The organism is Streptomyces sp. NPDC087844 (assembly GCF_044742785.1).
Lineage (GTDB): Bacteria > Actinomycetota > Actinomycetes > Streptomycetales > Streptomycetaceae > Streptomyces.
Map to the genome: position 1 here is coordinate 229,194 of NZ_JBIUVD010000015.1, position 16,041 is coordinate 245,234.

General features: G+C 69.3%; 17 protein-coding genes and 2 pseudogenes. 12 read left to right on the forward strand and 7 right to left on the reverse strand.

Annotated features, from left to right (window positions below; all coding sequences use genetic code 11):
* Positions 1-20 precede the first annotated feature (20 nt).
* Positions 21-1,142, reverse strand: a complete 1,122-nt coding sequence (locus ACIOKD_RS27400) for a DUF3344 domain-containing protein (RefSeq protein WP_402089230.1) — start codon at positions 1,140-1,142, stop codon at positions 21-23.
* Between the two features lie 383 nt (positions 1,143-1,525).
* On the opposite strand from ACIOKD_RS27400, the gene ACIOKD_RS27405 reads away from it, so the two are divergent.
* From ACIOKD_RS27405 to ACIOKD_RS27435, 7 genes are all read left to right on the forward strand, one after another.
* Positions 1,526-1,765 carry a chaplin gene (locus ACIOKD_RS27405; RefSeq protein WP_402089233.1) on the forward strand — a complete coding sequence of 80 codons (240 nt, stop codon included), beginning with the start codon at positions 1,526-1,528 and terminating at the stop codon, positions 1,763-1,765.
* Between the two features lie 240 nt (positions 1,766-2,005).
* Positions 2,006-2,824: a hypothetical protein gene (locus ACIOKD_RS27410; protein ID WP_402089236.1), complete on the forward strand. Its 819-nt coding sequence runs from the start codon at positions 2,006-2,008 to the stop codon at positions 2,822-2,824.
* A 269-nt stretch (positions 2,825-3,093) separates the two neighbouring features.
* Positions 3,094-3,390: a hypothetical protein gene (locus tag ACIOKD_RS27415; protein ID WP_402089239.1), complete on the forward strand. Its 297-nt coding sequence runs from the start codon at positions 3,094-3,096 to the stop codon at positions 3,388-3,390.
* 233 nt (positions 3,391-3,623) lie between these two features.
* Positions 3,624-4,121, forward strand: coding sequence for a DUF5949 family protein (locus ACIOKD_RS27420; RefSeq protein ID WP_402089242.1), 498 nt, complete (start codon positions 3,624-3,626; stop codon positions 4,119-4,121).
* 208 nt (positions 4,122-4,329) lie between these two features.
* Positions 4,330-4,836, forward strand: coding sequence for a hypothetical protein (locus ACIOKD_RS27425; protein ID WP_402089245.1), 507 nt, complete (start codon positions 4,330-4,332; stop codon positions 4,834-4,836).
* 41 nt (positions 4,837-4,877) lie between these two features.
* The gene (locus ACIOKD_RS27430) at positions 4,878-5,438 is read left to right on the forward strand and encodes a tyrosinase family oxidase copper chaperone (protein ID WP_402089248.1); all 561 of its coding nucleotides are present in this window, start codon (positions 4,878-4,880) and stop codon (positions 5,436-5,438) included.
* Positions 5,422-6,288, forward strand: coding sequence for a tyrosinase family protein (locus tag ACIOKD_RS27435; RefSeq protein ID WP_402089250.1), 867 nt, complete (start codon positions 5,422-5,424; stop codon positions 6,286-6,288). Before ACIOKD_RS27430 ends, ACIOKD_RS27435 begins: the two co-directional genes overlap by 17 nt.
* 143 nt (positions 6,289-6,431) lie before the next feature.
* On the opposite strand, the gene ACIOKD_RS27440 is transcribed toward ACIOKD_RS27435, so the two are convergent.
* The 3 genes from ACIOKD_RS27440 to ACIOKD_RS27450 all read right to left on the reverse strand — a co-directional run bounded on the left by ACIOKD_RS27440 (position 6,432) and on the right by ACIOKD_RS27450 (position 8,989).
* Positions 6,432-6,698, reverse strand: a complete 267-nt coding sequence (locus ACIOKD_RS27440; protein WP_402089253.1) for a chaplin — start codon at positions 6,696-6,698, stop codon at positions 6,432-6,434.
* A 196-nt stretch (positions 6,699-6,894) separates the two neighbouring features.
* Complete coding sequence (locus tag ACIOKD_RS27445; RefSeq protein ID WP_402089256.1) at positions 6,895-8,490, reverse strand: protein kinase; 1,596 nt, start codon at positions 8,488-8,490, stop codon at positions 6,895-6,897.
* A gap of 70 nt (positions 8,491-8,560) precedes the next feature.
* The gene (locus tag ACIOKD_RS27450; protein WP_402089311.1) at positions 8,561-8,989 is read right to left on the reverse strand and encodes a VOC family protein; all 429 of its coding nucleotides are present in this window, start codon (positions 8,987-8,989) and stop codon (positions 8,561-8,563) included.
* 193 nt (positions 8,990-9,182) lie between these two features.
* Between ACIOKD_RS27450 and ACIOKD_RS27455 the strand changes: the two genes are divergently transcribed.
* The gene (locus ACIOKD_RS27455) at positions 9,183-9,683 is read left to right on the forward strand and encodes a hypothetical protein (RefSeq protein ID WP_402089259.1); all 501 of its coding nucleotides are present in this window, start codon (positions 9,183-9,185) and stop codon (positions 9,681-9,683) included.
* 258 nt (positions 9,684-9,941) lie between these two features.
* Here ACIOKD_RS27455 and ACIOKD_RS27460 read toward each other — a convergent pair whose 3' ends face one another.
* The 3 genes and pseudogenes from ACIOKD_RS27460 to ACIOKD_RS27470 all read right to left on the reverse strand — a co-directional run bounded on the left by ACIOKD_RS27460 (position 9,942) and on the right by ACIOKD_RS27470 (position 10,877).
* The gene (locus ACIOKD_RS27460; RefSeq protein ID WP_402089262.1) at positions 9,942-10,445 is read right to left on the reverse strand and encodes a beta-ketoacyl synthase N-terminal-like domain-containing protein; all 504 of its coding nucleotides are present in this window, start codon (positions 10,443-10,445) and stop codon (positions 9,942-9,944) included.
* A 4-nt stretch (positions 10,446-10,449) separates the two neighbouring features.
* A pseudogene (locus tag ACIOKD_RS27465) lies at positions 10,450-10,557 on the reverse strand (beta-ketoacyl synthase N-terminal-like domain-containing protein); the annotation flags it as partial.
* 143 nt (positions 10,558-10,700) lie between these two features.
* Positions 10,701-10,877 carry a hypothetical protein gene (locus tag ACIOKD_RS27470; protein WP_402089265.1) on the reverse strand — a complete coding sequence of 59 codons (177 nt, stop codon included), beginning with the start codon at positions 10,875-10,877 and terminating at the stop codon, positions 10,701-10,703.
* A gap of 627 nt (positions 10,878-11,504) precedes the next feature.
* Here ACIOKD_RS27470 and ACIOKD_RS27475 point away from each other — a divergent pair.
* The 4 genes and pseudogenes from ACIOKD_RS27475 to ACIOKD_RS27490 form a co-directional block, all read left to right on the forward strand.
* A complete protein-coding gene (locus tag ACIOKD_RS27475) occupies positions 11,505-11,966 on the forward strand; it encodes a hypothetical protein (RefSeq protein WP_402089267.1) in 462 nt (153 codons plus the stop codon).
* A gap of 286 nt (positions 11,967-12,252) precedes the next feature.
* Positions 12,253-13,665, forward strand: coding sequence for an FAD-binding oxidoreductase (locus ACIOKD_RS27480; protein ID WP_402089271.1), 1,413 nt, complete (start codon positions 12,253-12,255; stop codon positions 13,663-13,665).
* Positions 13,666-13,822: 157 nt separating this feature from the next.
* Positions 13,823-15,439 carry a BTAD domain-containing putative transcriptional regulator gene (locus tag ACIOKD_RS27485; protein ID WP_402089273.1) on the forward strand — a complete coding sequence of 539 codons (1,617 nt, stop codon included), beginning with the start codon at positions 13,823-13,825 and terminating at the stop codon, positions 15,437-15,439.
* A 170-nt stretch (positions 15,440-15,609) separates the two neighbouring features.
* A pseudogene (locus ACIOKD_RS27490) lies at positions 15,610-16,041 on the forward strand (hypothetical protein); the annotation flags it as partial.

Consider the following 16,041-nt stretch of genomic DNA (forward strand, 5'->3'; position numbering starts at 1 on the left):
GGGAGAAGAGGGGCAGGGCATCAGGGCTTCGCGTCGACGGCGACGAACAGCGCGCCGGCCCAGGCGGCGTCCCGCCGCGACTCCAGCCGGAAGTCCAACCGGTCCCCGCCGCGCCGCAGGCCCTCGCGGAGATCGAGGACGTCGGAGTCGTACCCGAGCGTGTTCGGATACGAAGGGTTCCGAGGGGAAGTCGTCCCGTCGGACTCGCCGATCGTCGAATTCAGTACGTCGTCCCGGGGGTTGGCGCCGTTGCCGAGGGGAACCTCCTCGCCCCACCCGTCCGACACGGTGAGCGAGTCGCCGGTCCGCCCGCGGTCGCCGTTGTAGGCGACGAGCCCCACGCGACCGGTGGCCCCCTCGGGGAACGGCAGGTCGTCCACCCGGACCACCTGGTCGTCATCCGGTCCCACCGGGCCGAAGCCGTCCCAGATCGCCAGATGCCGCAGCGGCTCCGACTCCTTCTCGTACGCCACCATCAGCGTCCAGCCGCCCCACGCGCCGGCCGCCGAGTGCCCCATCGCCACATTGACCTGCGCCACGGTGTACGCGCCCGCGCCGCTCGACCGCACCAGCCGCGTGACGTCCGCGGAGGCCTGGAAGGCGTCCGCGCCGGGGGTGACCCGGTGCCCGACGAGGGTGTCCGCGAGCACCTCCTGGTACCGGCCGCCGGGCTCGGCGATCAGCACCCGTCCGTTGTCCTCGGGCGGCTTCTGCTCACCGACCCGCAGATTGCCGCCCCAGTACAGCCGCGCGTACGAGACGCGGGCGCCCGACGGCAGGCGGACCTCGGCGCTGCTGGAGTTGTAGGTGTTCGGGTCCTGGTCGATGTCGGTGTAGAACATGTCGAAGCCGTCGTTCGCGACGCCCAGGCCGGCGCGGGCGGCGGGGCACGACACCGCTGTCGGCGCGACGGGCGTACGGCAGGTGATCGACGAGTTGGCGGCCCGGACGATCCCGCCGTGCCCAAGCGCGCGGTACCGCTGGGTGAAGGTCAGGCTCTCCGCCTCGGCGACGGGCGGTGCGACCGTGGCGTCCGGCGGGGCAGGGGCGGCCGCCGCCGGTCCGCCCGGCGCCCACAGCGAGGCGAGGGAAAAAGCACCCACCATCCCACGGCGCAGCGGAAGACCCAGGGGATTGCGCATGACCGGCGTTGCCCTTTCGGGGGAATCTCGGCGGCGGAGGTTCTGGCCCTTGCGGGCGGACGGGACGGGGCATCGGCGGACGGGAAGTTTCAAGTGCTACGAAGTGAGTGCTACGAAGTGATCTGAAACGATCTAGGGCGGTCTGAGATGGTCTGTGGCGGTCTGAAGAGGAACGCAACTGTAGCCGCTATCCGTATTTATCGGTGAAAGCTGCAAAGTGTGTCGGAATCGTGTGCATGTCTTGGGATAACCCCCAGGCACGCTTCTGGTAACGGCTCGAAGCGTCACTCTTTTGGAGGCACAACCCGCGCCCGTGCCACGCGTTGATTCCAGAGCCGGGCATCCCGCCCGGTTGTTGTTTCAATCCCAAGGAGCACCTCTCCATGTCGCGTATCGCGAAGGGCCTGGCCTTTACCTCCGTTGCCGCCGCCGCCATGGCGGGCACCGCCGGCATCGCCGCCGCCGACAGTGACGCGCAGGGCGCAGCCGCCAACTCCCCGGGTGTCCTGTCGGGCAACCTGGTGCAGGTCCCCGTCCACGTGCCGATCAACCTGTGCGGCAACACCGTGGACGTCATCGCGCTGCTGAACCCGGCGTTCGGCAACGAGTGCGAGAACGACTGACGTCGAAGCCCGGCCCCTGATCGGCCGTCCTCCCCTCGGGGAGGGCGGCCGATCCGCGTTGCCCCGAATGGGGGGAGGGACGGCAAGTGCGTTCGACGGGACCGGGCATGGCGGCTCAGCAGGGACAACGGTCAGGGCGGTGGGTGTGGGCCGCCGCGGTGCGCGTTCGATCGGTTGCAGGCGGCGGTCACCGATTCCACGGTGAGGACAGGACCCGACGCATCATCGAAAGGACCCTCCATGCGTGCTCTGCCCGCGCGGCGTATCGCGACCTCCGCCCTCTGCGCCACGTTCCTGCTGGGGATCGCCGGACCCGTCGCCGTGGCCGCCGACCACGACCCGGCGCGCGACACCCGCGCCGCGGCAATCCCTGTCACGGCGGTGCCCGCGGCGGCGGTCCGGGCGCCGGTGCCCGAGGCGGACGCCCTGCTGGCACAGGCCACCGGCCTCGGCGACGTCGCAGGAGTGCTGAAGCCGGTCACCGACCTCCTCACCGCCGCGCTCAAGGCCGACAGCGGGAAGCTGCCCGCCGCCGACGCCGAGAAGTTCGGCGACGCGGTGAAGGAGGCCATCGCCAAGGCCACCGCGTCGGCCCCGGCCGCCCCGCAGACCCCGCCGGCGAAGACACCGGCCGTGCCGCAGACACCCGCGGAGCAGGCGCCGGCGGAGGTGAACTCACCGGCCGATCCCAAGGTTCCGCCCGTTCCGCAGAGCCCGGCCGATCCCAAGGTCCCCGCCGCTCCGCCGTCGATCCTGCCGGCGCTCCCCGGTGCCCCGGCGCTCCCCGCCCTCCCCGCGTCGGACACCGCCGGCCGCGTGGCCGCGCCCGACCTCAGGGCCGACGCGCTCAAGGCGCTGCAGAGCTCGGTCGATTCCCTGGTCGAGGCGGCGGTCGCCGGTGACGCCACCGCTCTGGGGGCGGCCGCGAAGCAGACCGTGTCCGGCCTGGTCAACTTCGTCGCCGCGGTGGCGGTGGGCGGCGCTCTGCCCGCACCGAACCTGCCGGGACTGCCCAAGCTGTCCACGGACGTGCCCGCACAGTCGGGGAGCGGTGGCTGAGGCGAAGCAGCCACCGCTCCGGCCGTCGGGCCGGCCCGACGGCTGTTTCACACCCTGTTTGCACAATCTTTCAGGGTTCTCATATGAGGGATCCCATTTGGTGATGAAACACAGCCTTCAATCGGGTGGGTTCCAGGAATTTTCAGTGTTCGGGGTTTCCGCCCAGACGGGGTGTCGTTGGGTAGGAAGCAGTGCGGGAGCAGGCATGCACAGTGCCTGAACGCCGAGAATTCCCTCTGGTGACGGGAGTCACCGATGAAAGGAACACGATGAAGTCCCTGAAGGCCGCCGCTGTCGTTGCCGGGTCCATGGCCGTCGCTGGTGTCGCCGCGCCCGCCTCTGCCGCCGACCTCGCGCCCCCCACGAGCCTCAACGGCGGCATCGACTCGGCTCTCACCCAGCTCACCACCGAGCCGGTGGACCTCATGCCCCTGCAGTCGCAGTCGAATGCGCTCGACACGGAGAACCAGGACTCCGCGCTGAGCACCGTCAGCGACGCGACGGACGCCCTGAACTCGGCGGGCGGGCTCACGGGCCTCCTGGGCGGCCTTCCCCTCGGGAAGTGACGCGGGGCCGTACGGAAGTGACGCGGGGCCGGTGGCGCATCGGCGCGGACCGGCCCATCGCGTAGGTATCGCCCATTCGACTCGTTCCGGCCGTTCCCTTTTCGTGTTCGGGCTGTTTCTCTCTTCCCGTCCGTTCGACCCCGTACCTCGTTCGTGTGGCGACCTTGATGGAAATCCCCCGGGCGGGTGAGAAAGAAAGCGGACGCATTTCGGCACGCCGATACGGTTCCGCGGTGACCTCGATCCCAAGCGAAACGCGCCCATTCCCCGCCGGGGACCTCGGCACCCTCGTCGTCATGGCGTGGAGCGGTGAACAGCCCGACGGCGACATGCCCTATCTCCTGGCGTACTCCCTCGGTGACGGCGCGGGCGGCCCCGAGGGCTCGGCGACCGCCGTCGAGCAGTTGTTGGAGGCCAACGGACTGCCCCTCGGCGACGAGGTCGTCGACGCCACCCGGCAGCCGGGCTTCCCGGTCCGCGTCCTGGTCGAGCCGGGTCAGGCCGTCGTCAGCATGACCCAGCTCAACGCCCGGTGCCCCGTACCGCCGGAGTGGCTCGCCGCCGTCGGCGAACGCGGCTACGCCTACTTCCTGTTCACCACCCGCCCGTGGCCCGAGGCCGAGCCGGGCAAGCGCGTCGAGCCGGAGGCACTGGCCGCCTTCGCCGGCGACGAGGAGACCCTGAACAACGCGGCGCACGCCCTCGTCCCGGCCCGCAGCCCGCGCGCCTGACCACACGCGCCGCGCCCGACGGCGTGACCCGGGGCCTTCGGGGCCTTCGGGGCATCGGGACATCGGGAGGCTCGTGTCGACGCCGCGGTGGGACTTATGGACGAGCTGAAGATTGCTTCGTCCGGGGGAATTTTGACCGGATCCCGTGCGCCGGGTCGTTACCCGTTTCGGACGCACCCTCCCGAATCCCGAAAGGCCCGTGCCTGAGATGAAGTCGACCACCCGAGGAACTGTTGCCGCCGTCGTCACCTGTGTGGCGGCCGCCGTCGCGACGCCCGCTGTCGCGGCCGACGGGGTTCCGGTCGCCGTGCCCCTGGAAGGTGTGGAGCACTCCCTGAACATGGAGATGCCCAGGATCAGCGGCACCGTGCCGCTGCTCAGGCCGGGCAGCCCCGACGGGCCGCGGTACGTCGAGGGCCGGCTGCTGCCGGAGCGCGCCCTCCCGCAACTGCCGGTCACCAGCGACCTGCCCTCGCTCGACGCGCGTACGCCGCTGCCGCGCGTGTTCGGGGACACCTTCGACCACCTCGCCGCCAGCACACCCACCTCCGGCCTGCACGCCATGACGCCCGGCGCCTCGCTGGACGCCCCGCTGACCGCGCCGCGTGCGGACATGCTCGGTCTCCCGGCCGCGAAGCTGCCCCAGGCGGCCCTGCTGGCCCCGGTCCTCCAGGCGGCACCGGGGGCGAACCTGGACCTCGCTCCGGGCCTGTAGGCGCCGACAGCGCGGACTGGACGTATCCAAGGGGGTGGGGAATGCGGGTGAGAGTGGGGAACGGCACGCGGCGCGACGTCCTGAGAGGGGTGCTCGCCGCGGCCGTGGCGGTCGCCGTGGCTCCGTTCGTCGCGGCGTCGGGTCCGTCGCGCGCGCAGCCGGCGACGCCGGGTGGCCCTGCCGGTGGGCCGTCCCGGGAACTGGCCGAGTTCGAGGCGCAGTTCGCGGCGGCCGGGTTCGACGAGATGTACGGCGGGTGCCGGATCCGTGGGTGCAAGGAGGAGGCGGCGGGCGGCGCACGTCCGGCCGGGGACGCGCGTAAGGCTCCCGCCGGGCCCTGGCGGGTCACGGTGGACGACCGGCCGCTGCACCTCATGCGGCGGGCCGACGGCGGCTATCTGACGATGGTCGACCACTACCGGTCGTACCCGACGCCGCTGGCCGCGGCCCGCGCCGCCGTGGACGAACTGGGCGGCACACTGCGGCTGCGCGCGGCCGCCACGGAGGCGCATCCGGGGCGGGATCCGGAGCAGGATCCGGAGACAGATCGGGAGCGGGATCCTGTGCGGCGGGAGGGGCACGGGCATGGCGTACACGCGTAAGAACGTGAGCGCGCTGACACGTACGGAGAAGCGCAGGCTCGTCGGCGCGTTCCTGGAGATCAAACGCACCGGCGAGTACGACGAATTCGTCCGCATGCACATCGACCACTATGTGTCGGACGGTGAGGACGGGCTGCGTGCCGCTCATATGACCCCCTCCTTCCTGCCCTGGCACCGGCGGTTCCTGCTGGACCTGGAACGGGCGCTGCGCAGGGTGGACTCCGGGGTGTCCGTGCCGTACTGGGACTGGACGAAGGACCGCACTCCCGCCGCCTCGCTGTGGGGGGAGGACCTCCTCGGGGGCAACGGGCGCCGGTCCGACCACCAGGTGACGACCGGTCCGTTCGCGCGTCGGCACAAGAAGTGGGTCGTCAAGGAGTCGATGACCGACGGCGACTACCTCACGCGTGATTTCGGCAGACCCCGCGATCCGCTGTCCCTGCCCACCGCGGGCGAGCTCGCGAAGGCCCTCGACGATCCCGTGTACGACACGGACCCCTGGGACTCCACTTCCGGCCGCGGCTTCCGCAACAAGCTGGAGGGATGGGGGACCGGACGGGGCAACGACGCGTGGCGCAACCACAACCGCGTCCACCGCTGGGTCGGCGGGCACATGCTGGGCGGGGCCTCCGTCAACGATCCCGTCTTCTGGCTGCACCACTCCTTCGTGGACCTGCTCTGGACGCGCTGGCAGAAGCGGCATCAGGGCGCGCGGTATCTGCCCGAGTCGCCGCCGGAACTCGGGGACCGGCAGTACGGGCGGATCGTGGCGCGGCACGAGGAGATGCCGCCGTGGGGCGTGACGCCGGACCAGTTGGAGGACCACAGCCGGATCTACCGGTACGTATGAGGCGCTCGCGCGCGGTGAGGCGCGCGGGGCTTCTGGGCTGTCAGGGCTGGCTGGACTGTCAGGGGTGTCTGGGGTGTCTGGGGTACGAGGAAGCCCCCGGCGGTGGGTACCGCCGGGGGCCTTCGTTTCGGTGGTGCGGCGACTCAGTGGCCGTAACCCTCGTGCTTGTCGTCGGTGTTGGCGCACTGGTTGCCGAACGCCGGGTTCAGCACGGCGATCACGTTCACCGTGTTGCCGCAGAGGTTGACCGGGATGTGGATCGGAACCTGGACGACGTTGCCCGACGCCACGCCGGGCGAGCCGACGGCCGTGCCCGCGGCGTCCGCGTCCGCCATGGCCAGACCGGCACCACTGAGCACAACGGCACCCGTGCCGAGAGCGACACCGGCTGCCTTCGCGATGCGAGACATCACGTTTCTCCTTCGAATCGGTGAGTGCGGAAGCATGAACGCGACCGCACTGCCCCTTCAACGCCAGGACTCACAGCGGGTAACGGCACTCAACATGACATCATGCGCCAAGATGTGTCATAACAGGACATAGATCATATGAGCTGCCTGGTTTGGTGGGGTCCACGCGCGCGTGCGGTTCACGGGCGTGTGCGGTTCACGGGCGTGTGCAGAGGCCCGTCGGGTTGGCGGCCGGAGGGCGGCACTGGAGGTTGTAGTCGTCCGCGCTCGTGCTCGCGTACCGTCCGACGCAGGCGGTCGGCGTGGTCCTGCCGCGTTCCTCGCAGAAGTCCAGGGCGTCACGGCCGTCGGTGAAGGGGCCCGGCGCGTAGACGACCCAGTAGCCGGGGCGGAGGGACGCGTAGTCGTCGCTGCGGAGGTAGACGGCCTCGGGGACGGACTTGCGGACGGTGGCGAGCCGTCGGTCCCGGGCGGCGGTGCCGGAGCCGACCGGTTCGGAGAAGAGCTGGGCGATCCACCGGCCTCCGGAGGCCGGTGAGGAGTCGGGGGCGGACGGCTCGGGAGTGGGCGTCGGCGTCGACGCCGACGACCGCTTCGAGGACGGCGAGGACGGCGAGGACGTGGAGTTCGCCGAGGACGACGTGGTGGCGGGGTTGCCGCCGCCCTTGGCGCCGTCCTCCTTGCCGTCGCTGCCGCCCTGGTCGCCCAGGGTGAGTACCAGAGCGGTCGCGGCCGTCGCGAGGGCGACCACGACGACGGCAATGGTGGCGGCGAGCGCCGTGCGCCCTCCGCGCCCGGACGGGCGGTGGTCCCCGACGCGCGTCGGCTCCTCACCCGGTGTTCCACCCGGCGCTTCGGTGGGCGCTTCGGCGGGCGTGGGGCCGCCGGGGCCGGCGTGCGCGGACGGGACGCCCAGGACGCGGGTCGGGATCGTCGTGGCCCCGGGCGGCAGCGGGGCGGTCGTCGTCGGCAGCTCCCAGTCCGGCGCCGCACCCGACTCGACCTGCGCCAGCATCGCGTCCAGCCGTGCGGCGTCGGGCCTGGCCGCCGGATCCCGTACGAGCAGGGCCTGGAGTACGGGTGCCAGCGGGCCGGAGCGCACCGGTGGGGGCAGGGCCTCGTCGAGCACGGCGGCCAGGGTGGCCAGGGTCGTCCCGCGGCGCAGGGGACTGACGCCCTCGACGCACACGTACAGGACGAGCCCCAGGGACCAGAGGTCGGACGCCGGGTCGTCGTCGTTGCCGCGGATCCGCTCGGGGGCGATGTACTCGGGCGAGCCGATGAGTTCGCCGGTCGCCGTCAGGGCGGTGGACCCCTGGAGTGCCGCGATGCCGAAGTCGGTGAGGACGGCGGAGCCGTCGGTGCGCAGCAGGATGTTGGCGGGTTTGACGTCCCGGTGCTGGACCCCGGCCGCGTCGGCGGCGCGCAGGGCGCCGAGCACCTGGCGGCCCAGCCGGGCGGCCTCCGTGGGCGGCAACGGGCCGTCGGCGAGCCGCTCCTGGAGCGAGAGGCCTTCGACCAGTTCCATCACGAGCCAGGGGTGCGGGTCGTCGTTCACGATGTGATGGATCATCACCACGTTCGGGTGGCTGACCCGGGCCAGCGCCCGCGCCTCCCGCAGCACCCGCGCGCGGACGGCTTCGGAGGCCGCCGCGTCATGCCGTACGGCCTTGAGGGCGACCTCCCGGTGCAGCACGCTGTCCCGCGCCCGCCACACCGTGCCCATACCGCCGCTGCCGAGCCGTTCGACCAGCTCGAACCGACCGTCGATCATGTCCCCCGGTGCGTTCATGGCGGACAGATTAGTGGGGCCGGTGAGTGGGGCCGACGGGGCGGGCGGGGAGCGCGGGCGGGGAGTGGCCTCAGTCGATACAGAACTCGTTGCCCTCGATGTCCTGCATCGGGATGCACGCGTCGGTGCCGTCGTACAGCGTCCGCACGTGCACCGCGCCGAGCGGGACCAGGCGCGCGCGCTCGGCCTCCAGCGCGGCGAGGCGCTCCGCACCCACGAGTCCGGTGCCGACCCGCACGTCGAGATGCAGCCGGTTCTTGGCTGCCTTCCCTTCGGGGACGCGCTGGAAGTACAGACGCGGACCCACACCCGAGGGGTCGACGCAGGCGAACCATGCGTCCCGCCGCTCGGGTGGCTGCGAGCGCTTGTAGTCGTCCCAAGTGACGAACCCCTCCGGGGGCGGCGGTACGACGTACCCCAACACCTCGCACCAGAAACGGGCGAGGCGCTCGGGTTCCGCGCAGTCGAAGGTGACCTGGAACTTCTTGACCGACGTCATCCGGTCACCGTAGGGGCGTGTGCTGCTCATGTCACGAATGTGTCTTGAAGACGATCAAGAGGCAACCGAGGCGGACGCACGGACCATCTGGGAGGACAGAAGGCAGAGCCGCACGACAGCAGTCGCCCGGCTCGTTCACCCGCTCCCCGTGAGCGGCAACCCCGTGCACCCCACACAGAGGACAGGCACCGCCATGCGCACTCGGAAGATCTCAGTACTGGCCATGACCGCGGTGGCCCTGGGCCTGGCGCTGACGGCATGCGGCAACGACGGCGCCGGCAACGGGTCTTCTACTTCCTCTTCTTCCGCTTCCGCGAGCAGCTCGTCGACTGCGGCCGGGAGCACCCCGCAGTCGGGCACCGGGGGGTCCGGCAGCACGGGGTCCGGCACCGCGGAGTCCGGCACCGCGGAGAGCAAGCCGTCGGGCACGCCCGCCAAGTCCGACACGAAGTGCACGGATCAGCTCGACTACGCGGGCGACTCGCGCTCGAACGCCGAGATCAACTCGATCGGCGAGGACACGGGCACCTGCCCGCCGGTCCAGAAGTCCGACGGGGAGTCGTCGGGCACGCTGAAGGACGCCGACACGAAGTGCACGGATCAGCTCGACTACGCGGGCGACTCGCGCTCGAACGCCGAGATCAACTCGATCGGTGAGGACACGGGCACCTGCCCGCCGGTCGAGCAGAAGTGAAGCGCTGACCGTCCCTGGAGGAGAGGGAGCGCCCGGGGCTGCCGGCGGCCATCGGAATCAAGCCGCGAACTGCCCCTGCTCCGACACGGCGCAGCCCTGTAAAAGACTGCCCGTCAGTAGTCCCGAAGAAAATCCGCGCTGGTACGACGAGCAGATCACCGCCGAGACCGACGAGGAGCGGCTGAAGAACTTGCGCGAGGGACGGGCCTACTGTGCGGCCGGGCACCCCGTCGACGCCCGCGAAGGCACACTGCGTTCCTATGACGCGGTCCGTGCCCAGCTTCCTGTCCTGCTCGAACTGCTTGGCAACCGGGACCTGGAGATCCGCACCAAGACCGCGTACCTCCTCGGCTGGTTCCCCGAGGAGGCCGACGCCACCCTGCTCCCGTTGCCGGCCTGCCTCGACGGCGAGCGGGACCCGGTCTGCGCCGCCACGGTCCTCGTCGCGGTCGGGCCGCTCGCCGACCACGAGCCGGATGGCCGGGTCAGGTTGACGCCGCCGGCGATGGCCATGGACGGCTTGCCGCTCCAGATGCTTTGACAGGCGCGATGCAGAGCCGGCGCGGAGGACGAGCAGGCGGAGTCGAGTACGACGCTCGCCGCGCAGTCCGAGAACGTACGAAAGCCGGTGGGCGACCATGTGCAGGGCACGGCCGGTGACCGAGTGGCAGGACGGGTCTCCTGCTCGCCCGTCGAGGAATGCGGCTTCGACGGGCGCCATGTTCTGCAAGAGATCAGGACCTCCGCCGCCCGAAGAATCACTTCCCCGTCTTCGGTCAGGGACGGTCCGAACCGCGTCCGTACCGGATTCCAGCAGGCGCCAGAGCTCGTCGAGGGTGCGCGCACGGGGCGGGCGACACGCCATACCCACGACCGCGACGGACTCGTTCCGGTGACCGGCACCCGTGGCAGAGGGGAGGACCTCCGGCGCCGGATCGGCGGGCTCCGCCTCCCCGGACGGGCCAACCCGTACCGGTCACCAGACTGCGGCCGGCCGGTACGCAACCGGCAACCCGTTCACCGCTGTTCATAGGTCACTTCGTCCTCGGTGGGGAAGTTGAGGCGGCCGTCGTCCATGCGGACCGTCAGGTGACCGCCGGTGTGCACCTCTTCGACGGTTCCCTGGTCCCCGGCGCGGTGCCGGGTGCCGAGTGCCTCGATGTCGGCGGTGAGCGTGATGCGGCTTCCGCGCATGACCATCCCTTCGTGGCGGTCCGGACCATCCGGTTCCCTGTCACAGCCCGCCCCGGCCGCCGGTGGTTCAGAAACCGGGACGGGTTGATCGGGAAGCCGTCAGGCAACGACCGTGAGGAAACGGTGCGGCGGGTCTCGTCGTGACCGTGGGCGAAAGCGCGGGTGACGGTGTCATGGGCGATGAGCCGGCCACCGATTGCGCGCGGATCGCCATCACGGCCGAGTGAGGGCGTCAGACCCGTACCGGTTATGCCGTCAATAGCGAGAACGGCGGAGCCCTGCCGGTACACGTCTGAAGCGTGAATATACGGCAGGAAACAGCGGCGTCTTTCCATGCGCGGATTTCTCTCTCACCCGGGAAAGAAAGTGAAAGACCTGCAATAGGTGCTACGGACCGCCTCGTCCGGAGGTTCACGCCGCTCGGCGTGAACTTTCGCACGACACCGCGCGGCATTGAGTGGCCCGCCGGACGAACCACATGGCCGAGTCGGCCGCTTGGTCGCCGGTGAACCGCCCCGCGCAAGAACACGTAACCGTCGTTGGTACCCCACTACCGGAACGCCACTCAGTAAGGGGCCACCACTCACCGACGCCCCAGGTCATGACGCCTGCACTTCAAGGAGAAACATGCGCAACCGAGTCTTTTTGCTCGCATCGATCGTCTCGCTCTCCCTTTTCGGTATGACCGCCTGCAGCGGCGACGACTCGAACGCGGAGAAGCCCGGCACCCCCGAACCGCAGGCCGTTACGGTGAAGACCGCCGAATCCGAACTCGGGAAGATTCTCGTGGATCAGTCCGGTAGAACTCTCTATGGATTTACGGTGGACAAGGACGGCGAAAGCAACTGCGCCGCCAACTGCATCGCCGTATGGCCGGCTCTCACCAGCCCGTCCGACGCCAAGTCCGCCAAGGACATCGACAAGTCGCTGCTCACTCGTACCGAGCGGGCCGAGGGAGCGCTTCAGGTGAAATACAAGGACTGGCCGCTCTACTACTACGTCGGGGACGTCGTACCTGGTGATCTGAACGGTCAGGGTATTGACGACGAATGGTTCGCTGTGGCTCCTGACGGAAGCCTGGTCAAGTAATACTGGTCAAAAGTGGGACGCATCGGATATTGATGCGGAGAGCTCGATCCTACGTGTCCGTCTGAAAGTGCCGTCCGATTCTGCTGTTCTCTTGCCTCCGCGGTCGTAGTTGTCTGCGGACGCCGCCCGGAAAGATCAAGTCAGGACGAGGACAGCGGGAGGACAGGCGGACCACTTTTGATGGGAATCTGCAAGACCATCGTTCTCTGATCATTCATTCGCTGTCGACTGGAAGCGGAGAGCGAGTCAAGGAAGACCGATGTATTTCTAGCGAAGGAAAAAGGAAATGACTGAAACTATTGCGGGAAATGTTTTCCAGCAGGATGCTGTGGACGAACTGGCGGCTCAGCTCACGGGCTCCGTCTTCACGCCGGACGATCCCGGGTACGCGGCCGAGGTCACGGGGTTCAATCTCCTCTCGCAGCACCGGCCCCTGCTCGTCGTCGCGGTGGCCGACCCGGCCGATGTGCAGGCCACCGTACGGTTCGCCGCAACCCACGGTCTTCCCGTGGGTGTACTGGCCACCGGACATCAGCCGTTTCCCCTTGCCGAGGGGTTCGTGCTCATCACCACCGGCAGGATGCGTTCGGTCGTGATCGACGCGGCGGGTGCCACCGCCCGGGTCGAGGCGGGAGGCGTGTGGGGAGACGTCGTCGACGCGGCCCAGACCGCCGGGCTCACTCCTCTCAACGGCTCGTCCGCCGGGGTGGGCGTCGTCGGTTACGTCCTGGGTGGAGGTCTGAGCCCGGTGCTCGGCCGGAAGTACGGCTGGGCCGCGGATCACGTTGCCGCGATCGAGGTCGTCACGGCGGACGGGCGGTTCCGCCGACTCACAGCCGACACCGAGCCGGAGCTCTTCTGGGGCATGCGGGGCGGCCGCAGCAACTTCGGTGTCGTGACGGCGATCGAGATCGAACTCTTTCCCGTCTCCGACTTCTACGGCGGCGGTCTCTTCTACCCCGCCGAACAGGCCGAGACGGTGCTGCACGCCTACCGGGACGTCGTCCACAGCGCTCCGGACGAACTCACCTGCTCGGTCGCACTGCTGAACTTCCCGCCACTGCCGCAGATTCCGGAGATGCTCCGCGGAAAGTCCGTCGCACACGTACGGGTCGCCTTCCTCGGATCAGCCGAGGACGCGGAAACACTGATCGCCCCCTTGCGGGACATCGGTCCTGCCCTCATCGACGCGATCGGCCCGCAGCCCTACAGCGCGTTCGCCGCGGTGCACCAGGACCCGACCGACCCCGCGCCCTATGAGGAAGCGAGCACCCTGCTGGCCGAACTGCCCGCCGCAGCCGTCGACACCATTCTCGCGAAGGTGGGGCCGCAATCGGGCGGAGCCGTCACGGTCGTGGAGGTGCGCCACCTCGGGGGCGCTCTGAGTGAGAAGCTCCCCGGTTCGAGTGCCATAGCGGCCAGGGACGCCCGGTTCACCGTCTGGGGTGCCACCGTGGGACCGCCTGAGGCGATCAGTGCCGGAGCGGAACTCCTGAACTCGCTGATCGAGGCGCTGAACCCGTGGACGACCGGACGGACGTACCAGAACTTCACTTCACGCGAAGACACGGCCGACAGCATCTTCACGCCTGATGATCTTGAGCGTCTCAAGGACATCAAGACCCTCTACGACCCCGCCAACCTCTTCCGGGTCAACAACCACAACATCGTTCCGTGGACGGCCCGCCGCGAAGTGTGACCTCGCGCTCCAGGCCTGCTCAGAGCCACCTACCGCTCCCTTTCGCAGTGGATGCCGACCGGCGTCACCGCGAGAGGGAGCTGACACATGCGGGCGGTCGGCGAAACGATCTGCACGTACAGGGTCCGCATTTCCTGCACACGAGAATCAAGGACACATGGCTGGAGCGTTGCGTTTTGCACTACTCGGGCCCGTGCGCGCATGGCGGGGGGACCGGGAGATATGCCTTGGACCACCTCGGCGCAAAGCGGTTCTGGTCGCTCTCCTGCTGCGGGCGGGTGCATACGTGTCACCGGCCGAACTGATCGACGCCGTCTGGGGGAGCGCGCCCCCGACCGCGGCTTCCGCCTCCCTGCACACCCACATCCACCATCTGCGCCGCTGCCTCGGCGGGCCGGAAGGGCGGACCGATTCCCTCATCCGTACGGTGAGCAAGGGGTATCAGATCTGGCCGCCTTCCGGCAGCCTCGATCTAATGAAATTCCAGGAGCTGACAGCTGCGGCCGAGCGCTGCTGTTCGGAGGGAAACTTCCCCGATGCCATCAATAAATTGCGCAGCGCTCTGGGCATGTGGCAAGGGTCGCCGCTGTCTGGAATAAAGGGGGAATACGCGGAGAGGCAGCGTCAGCTTATTCTGCCGCTTCGTCTCACCGCCATCGAGACAAGAATAGCCGCAGAAATATCTTCCGGGGCTCATGCGGACTCCGTGAGCGAGCTGAGCCGTCTCGTCTCCGAGCACCCGTTGGACGAGCGATTTCGTGAGCTTTTGATGCTCTCATTCTACAGAAACGGTCGGCAGGCTGACGCGCTCGATGTCTATCGCCAGACCCAGCGAGCTCTGGCCAATAAACTCGGCGTCGATCCAGGGCCCGCGCTGCAAAGACTGCGGCAACAGATCCTGGCGGGCGAACCCGTTGCCGTCGCCCCGACGACCGCGCCGGCGGATCGTCCCGTGCCTGCTCCGGCCGAGCTGCCGGTGCCCCGACAACTGCCTGCCCCGTCCGTGTTCTTCTGCGGACGAGAAGCCCAACTGGCCGAGGCGCAGGCGGCCGTCGCCAAGTTTCCCGGATTCGGCGCCATCATCGCGATCCAGGGCGCTGCCGGGGTGGGGAAGTCCGCTCTGGGGCTCAGTCTGGCCCATCGATTGGCGGACACGTTCCCCGACGGCCAGCTCTACGCGGACCTGCGTGGAATCGGCACCGCCGACCCTCTGGTGACCGCACAAAGGGTGCTGAAGTCCTTTCTGCGGGCTCTGGGGGTGGCAGACACGCATATCCCGATGCGTCTGCAGGCACAGACGTCACTTCTTCGGAGTGTGCTCTCCAATAAGCGATGTCTGCTTTTTCTGGAGAACGCCCGGGACGCTCGGCAGGTGCGCCTTCTGCTGCCGGGCGCGGGGGGTTCGGTCGTCGTGGTGACCAGCCGGGAGGGACTGAGCGGGCTGGCCGTCCGGGAGGGCGCGCACGCCCTCCTGCTCGGGCCGCTGTCGGCGTCGGAATCCCGTGAGATGTTGAGCCGGCGCATCGGCGCGGAGAGAGTGGCAACCGACACCGACGCCGTGCACGATCTTGCGGAACAGTGCGGCGGAAACCCGCTGATGCTTTCGGCGATGGCCGCTTTCGCAGTGATAAACCCAGGGTTCACCCTCTCTGCAATCGCGACAGGAGCCCGTAATGGCAGCTTGGACCCGACTGGCACGCTGAGGTTGGAGCCGCCTCCACCCTGTTCCGCGCGGCCCCACGCCAGGGACCGCCCGAACCGCATCGGCCCGTAGTGCCGGGATGTCGGTTGCCAGATGTACAGAGGAGGTAATCGCAGCGCTTTCCGGCCAAGTGGCCCACTGCGCCTGCCGGTGTTGTCGGTGCTTCATGAACCGAGTGGGCCGGGTCTTCGTAGAATGAGCTAGTTCGCCGGGGGGCTGACAATGATTTCAGGAGACCAACGGTGATCTGTGAGCAGGAGAAATCGGAGCTGGCCGTCTACGCCCTGGCCGCCCTCGACACCCCCGACGCCGAACGCGTCGGCCGGCACCTCCAGCAGTGCGACGCCTGCACGACAGAACTGGACGACATCCACCACACGCTGACGTCCATGCAACTCGTGCCCGAGAAAGACATCCTCGGCGACTGGACCGGCAGAATACCCGACCTGCGAGAAGCCGCCGTCCGCGCCGCCCTCACCACCGACCGACCCACCGCACCCGCCGCACCCGCCGCACCGAGCCCACCACAGCCCCTCCCCACCCCCGCCACAACGCGCCCCCGACGCCGCAACTGGGCCCTGGCGGCCGCCCTCGCCGGCATCACCCTCGGCTACGGCACCGCAACCCTCACCAACACCACCACCAACGACGACACCCCCACCACCGACACCACC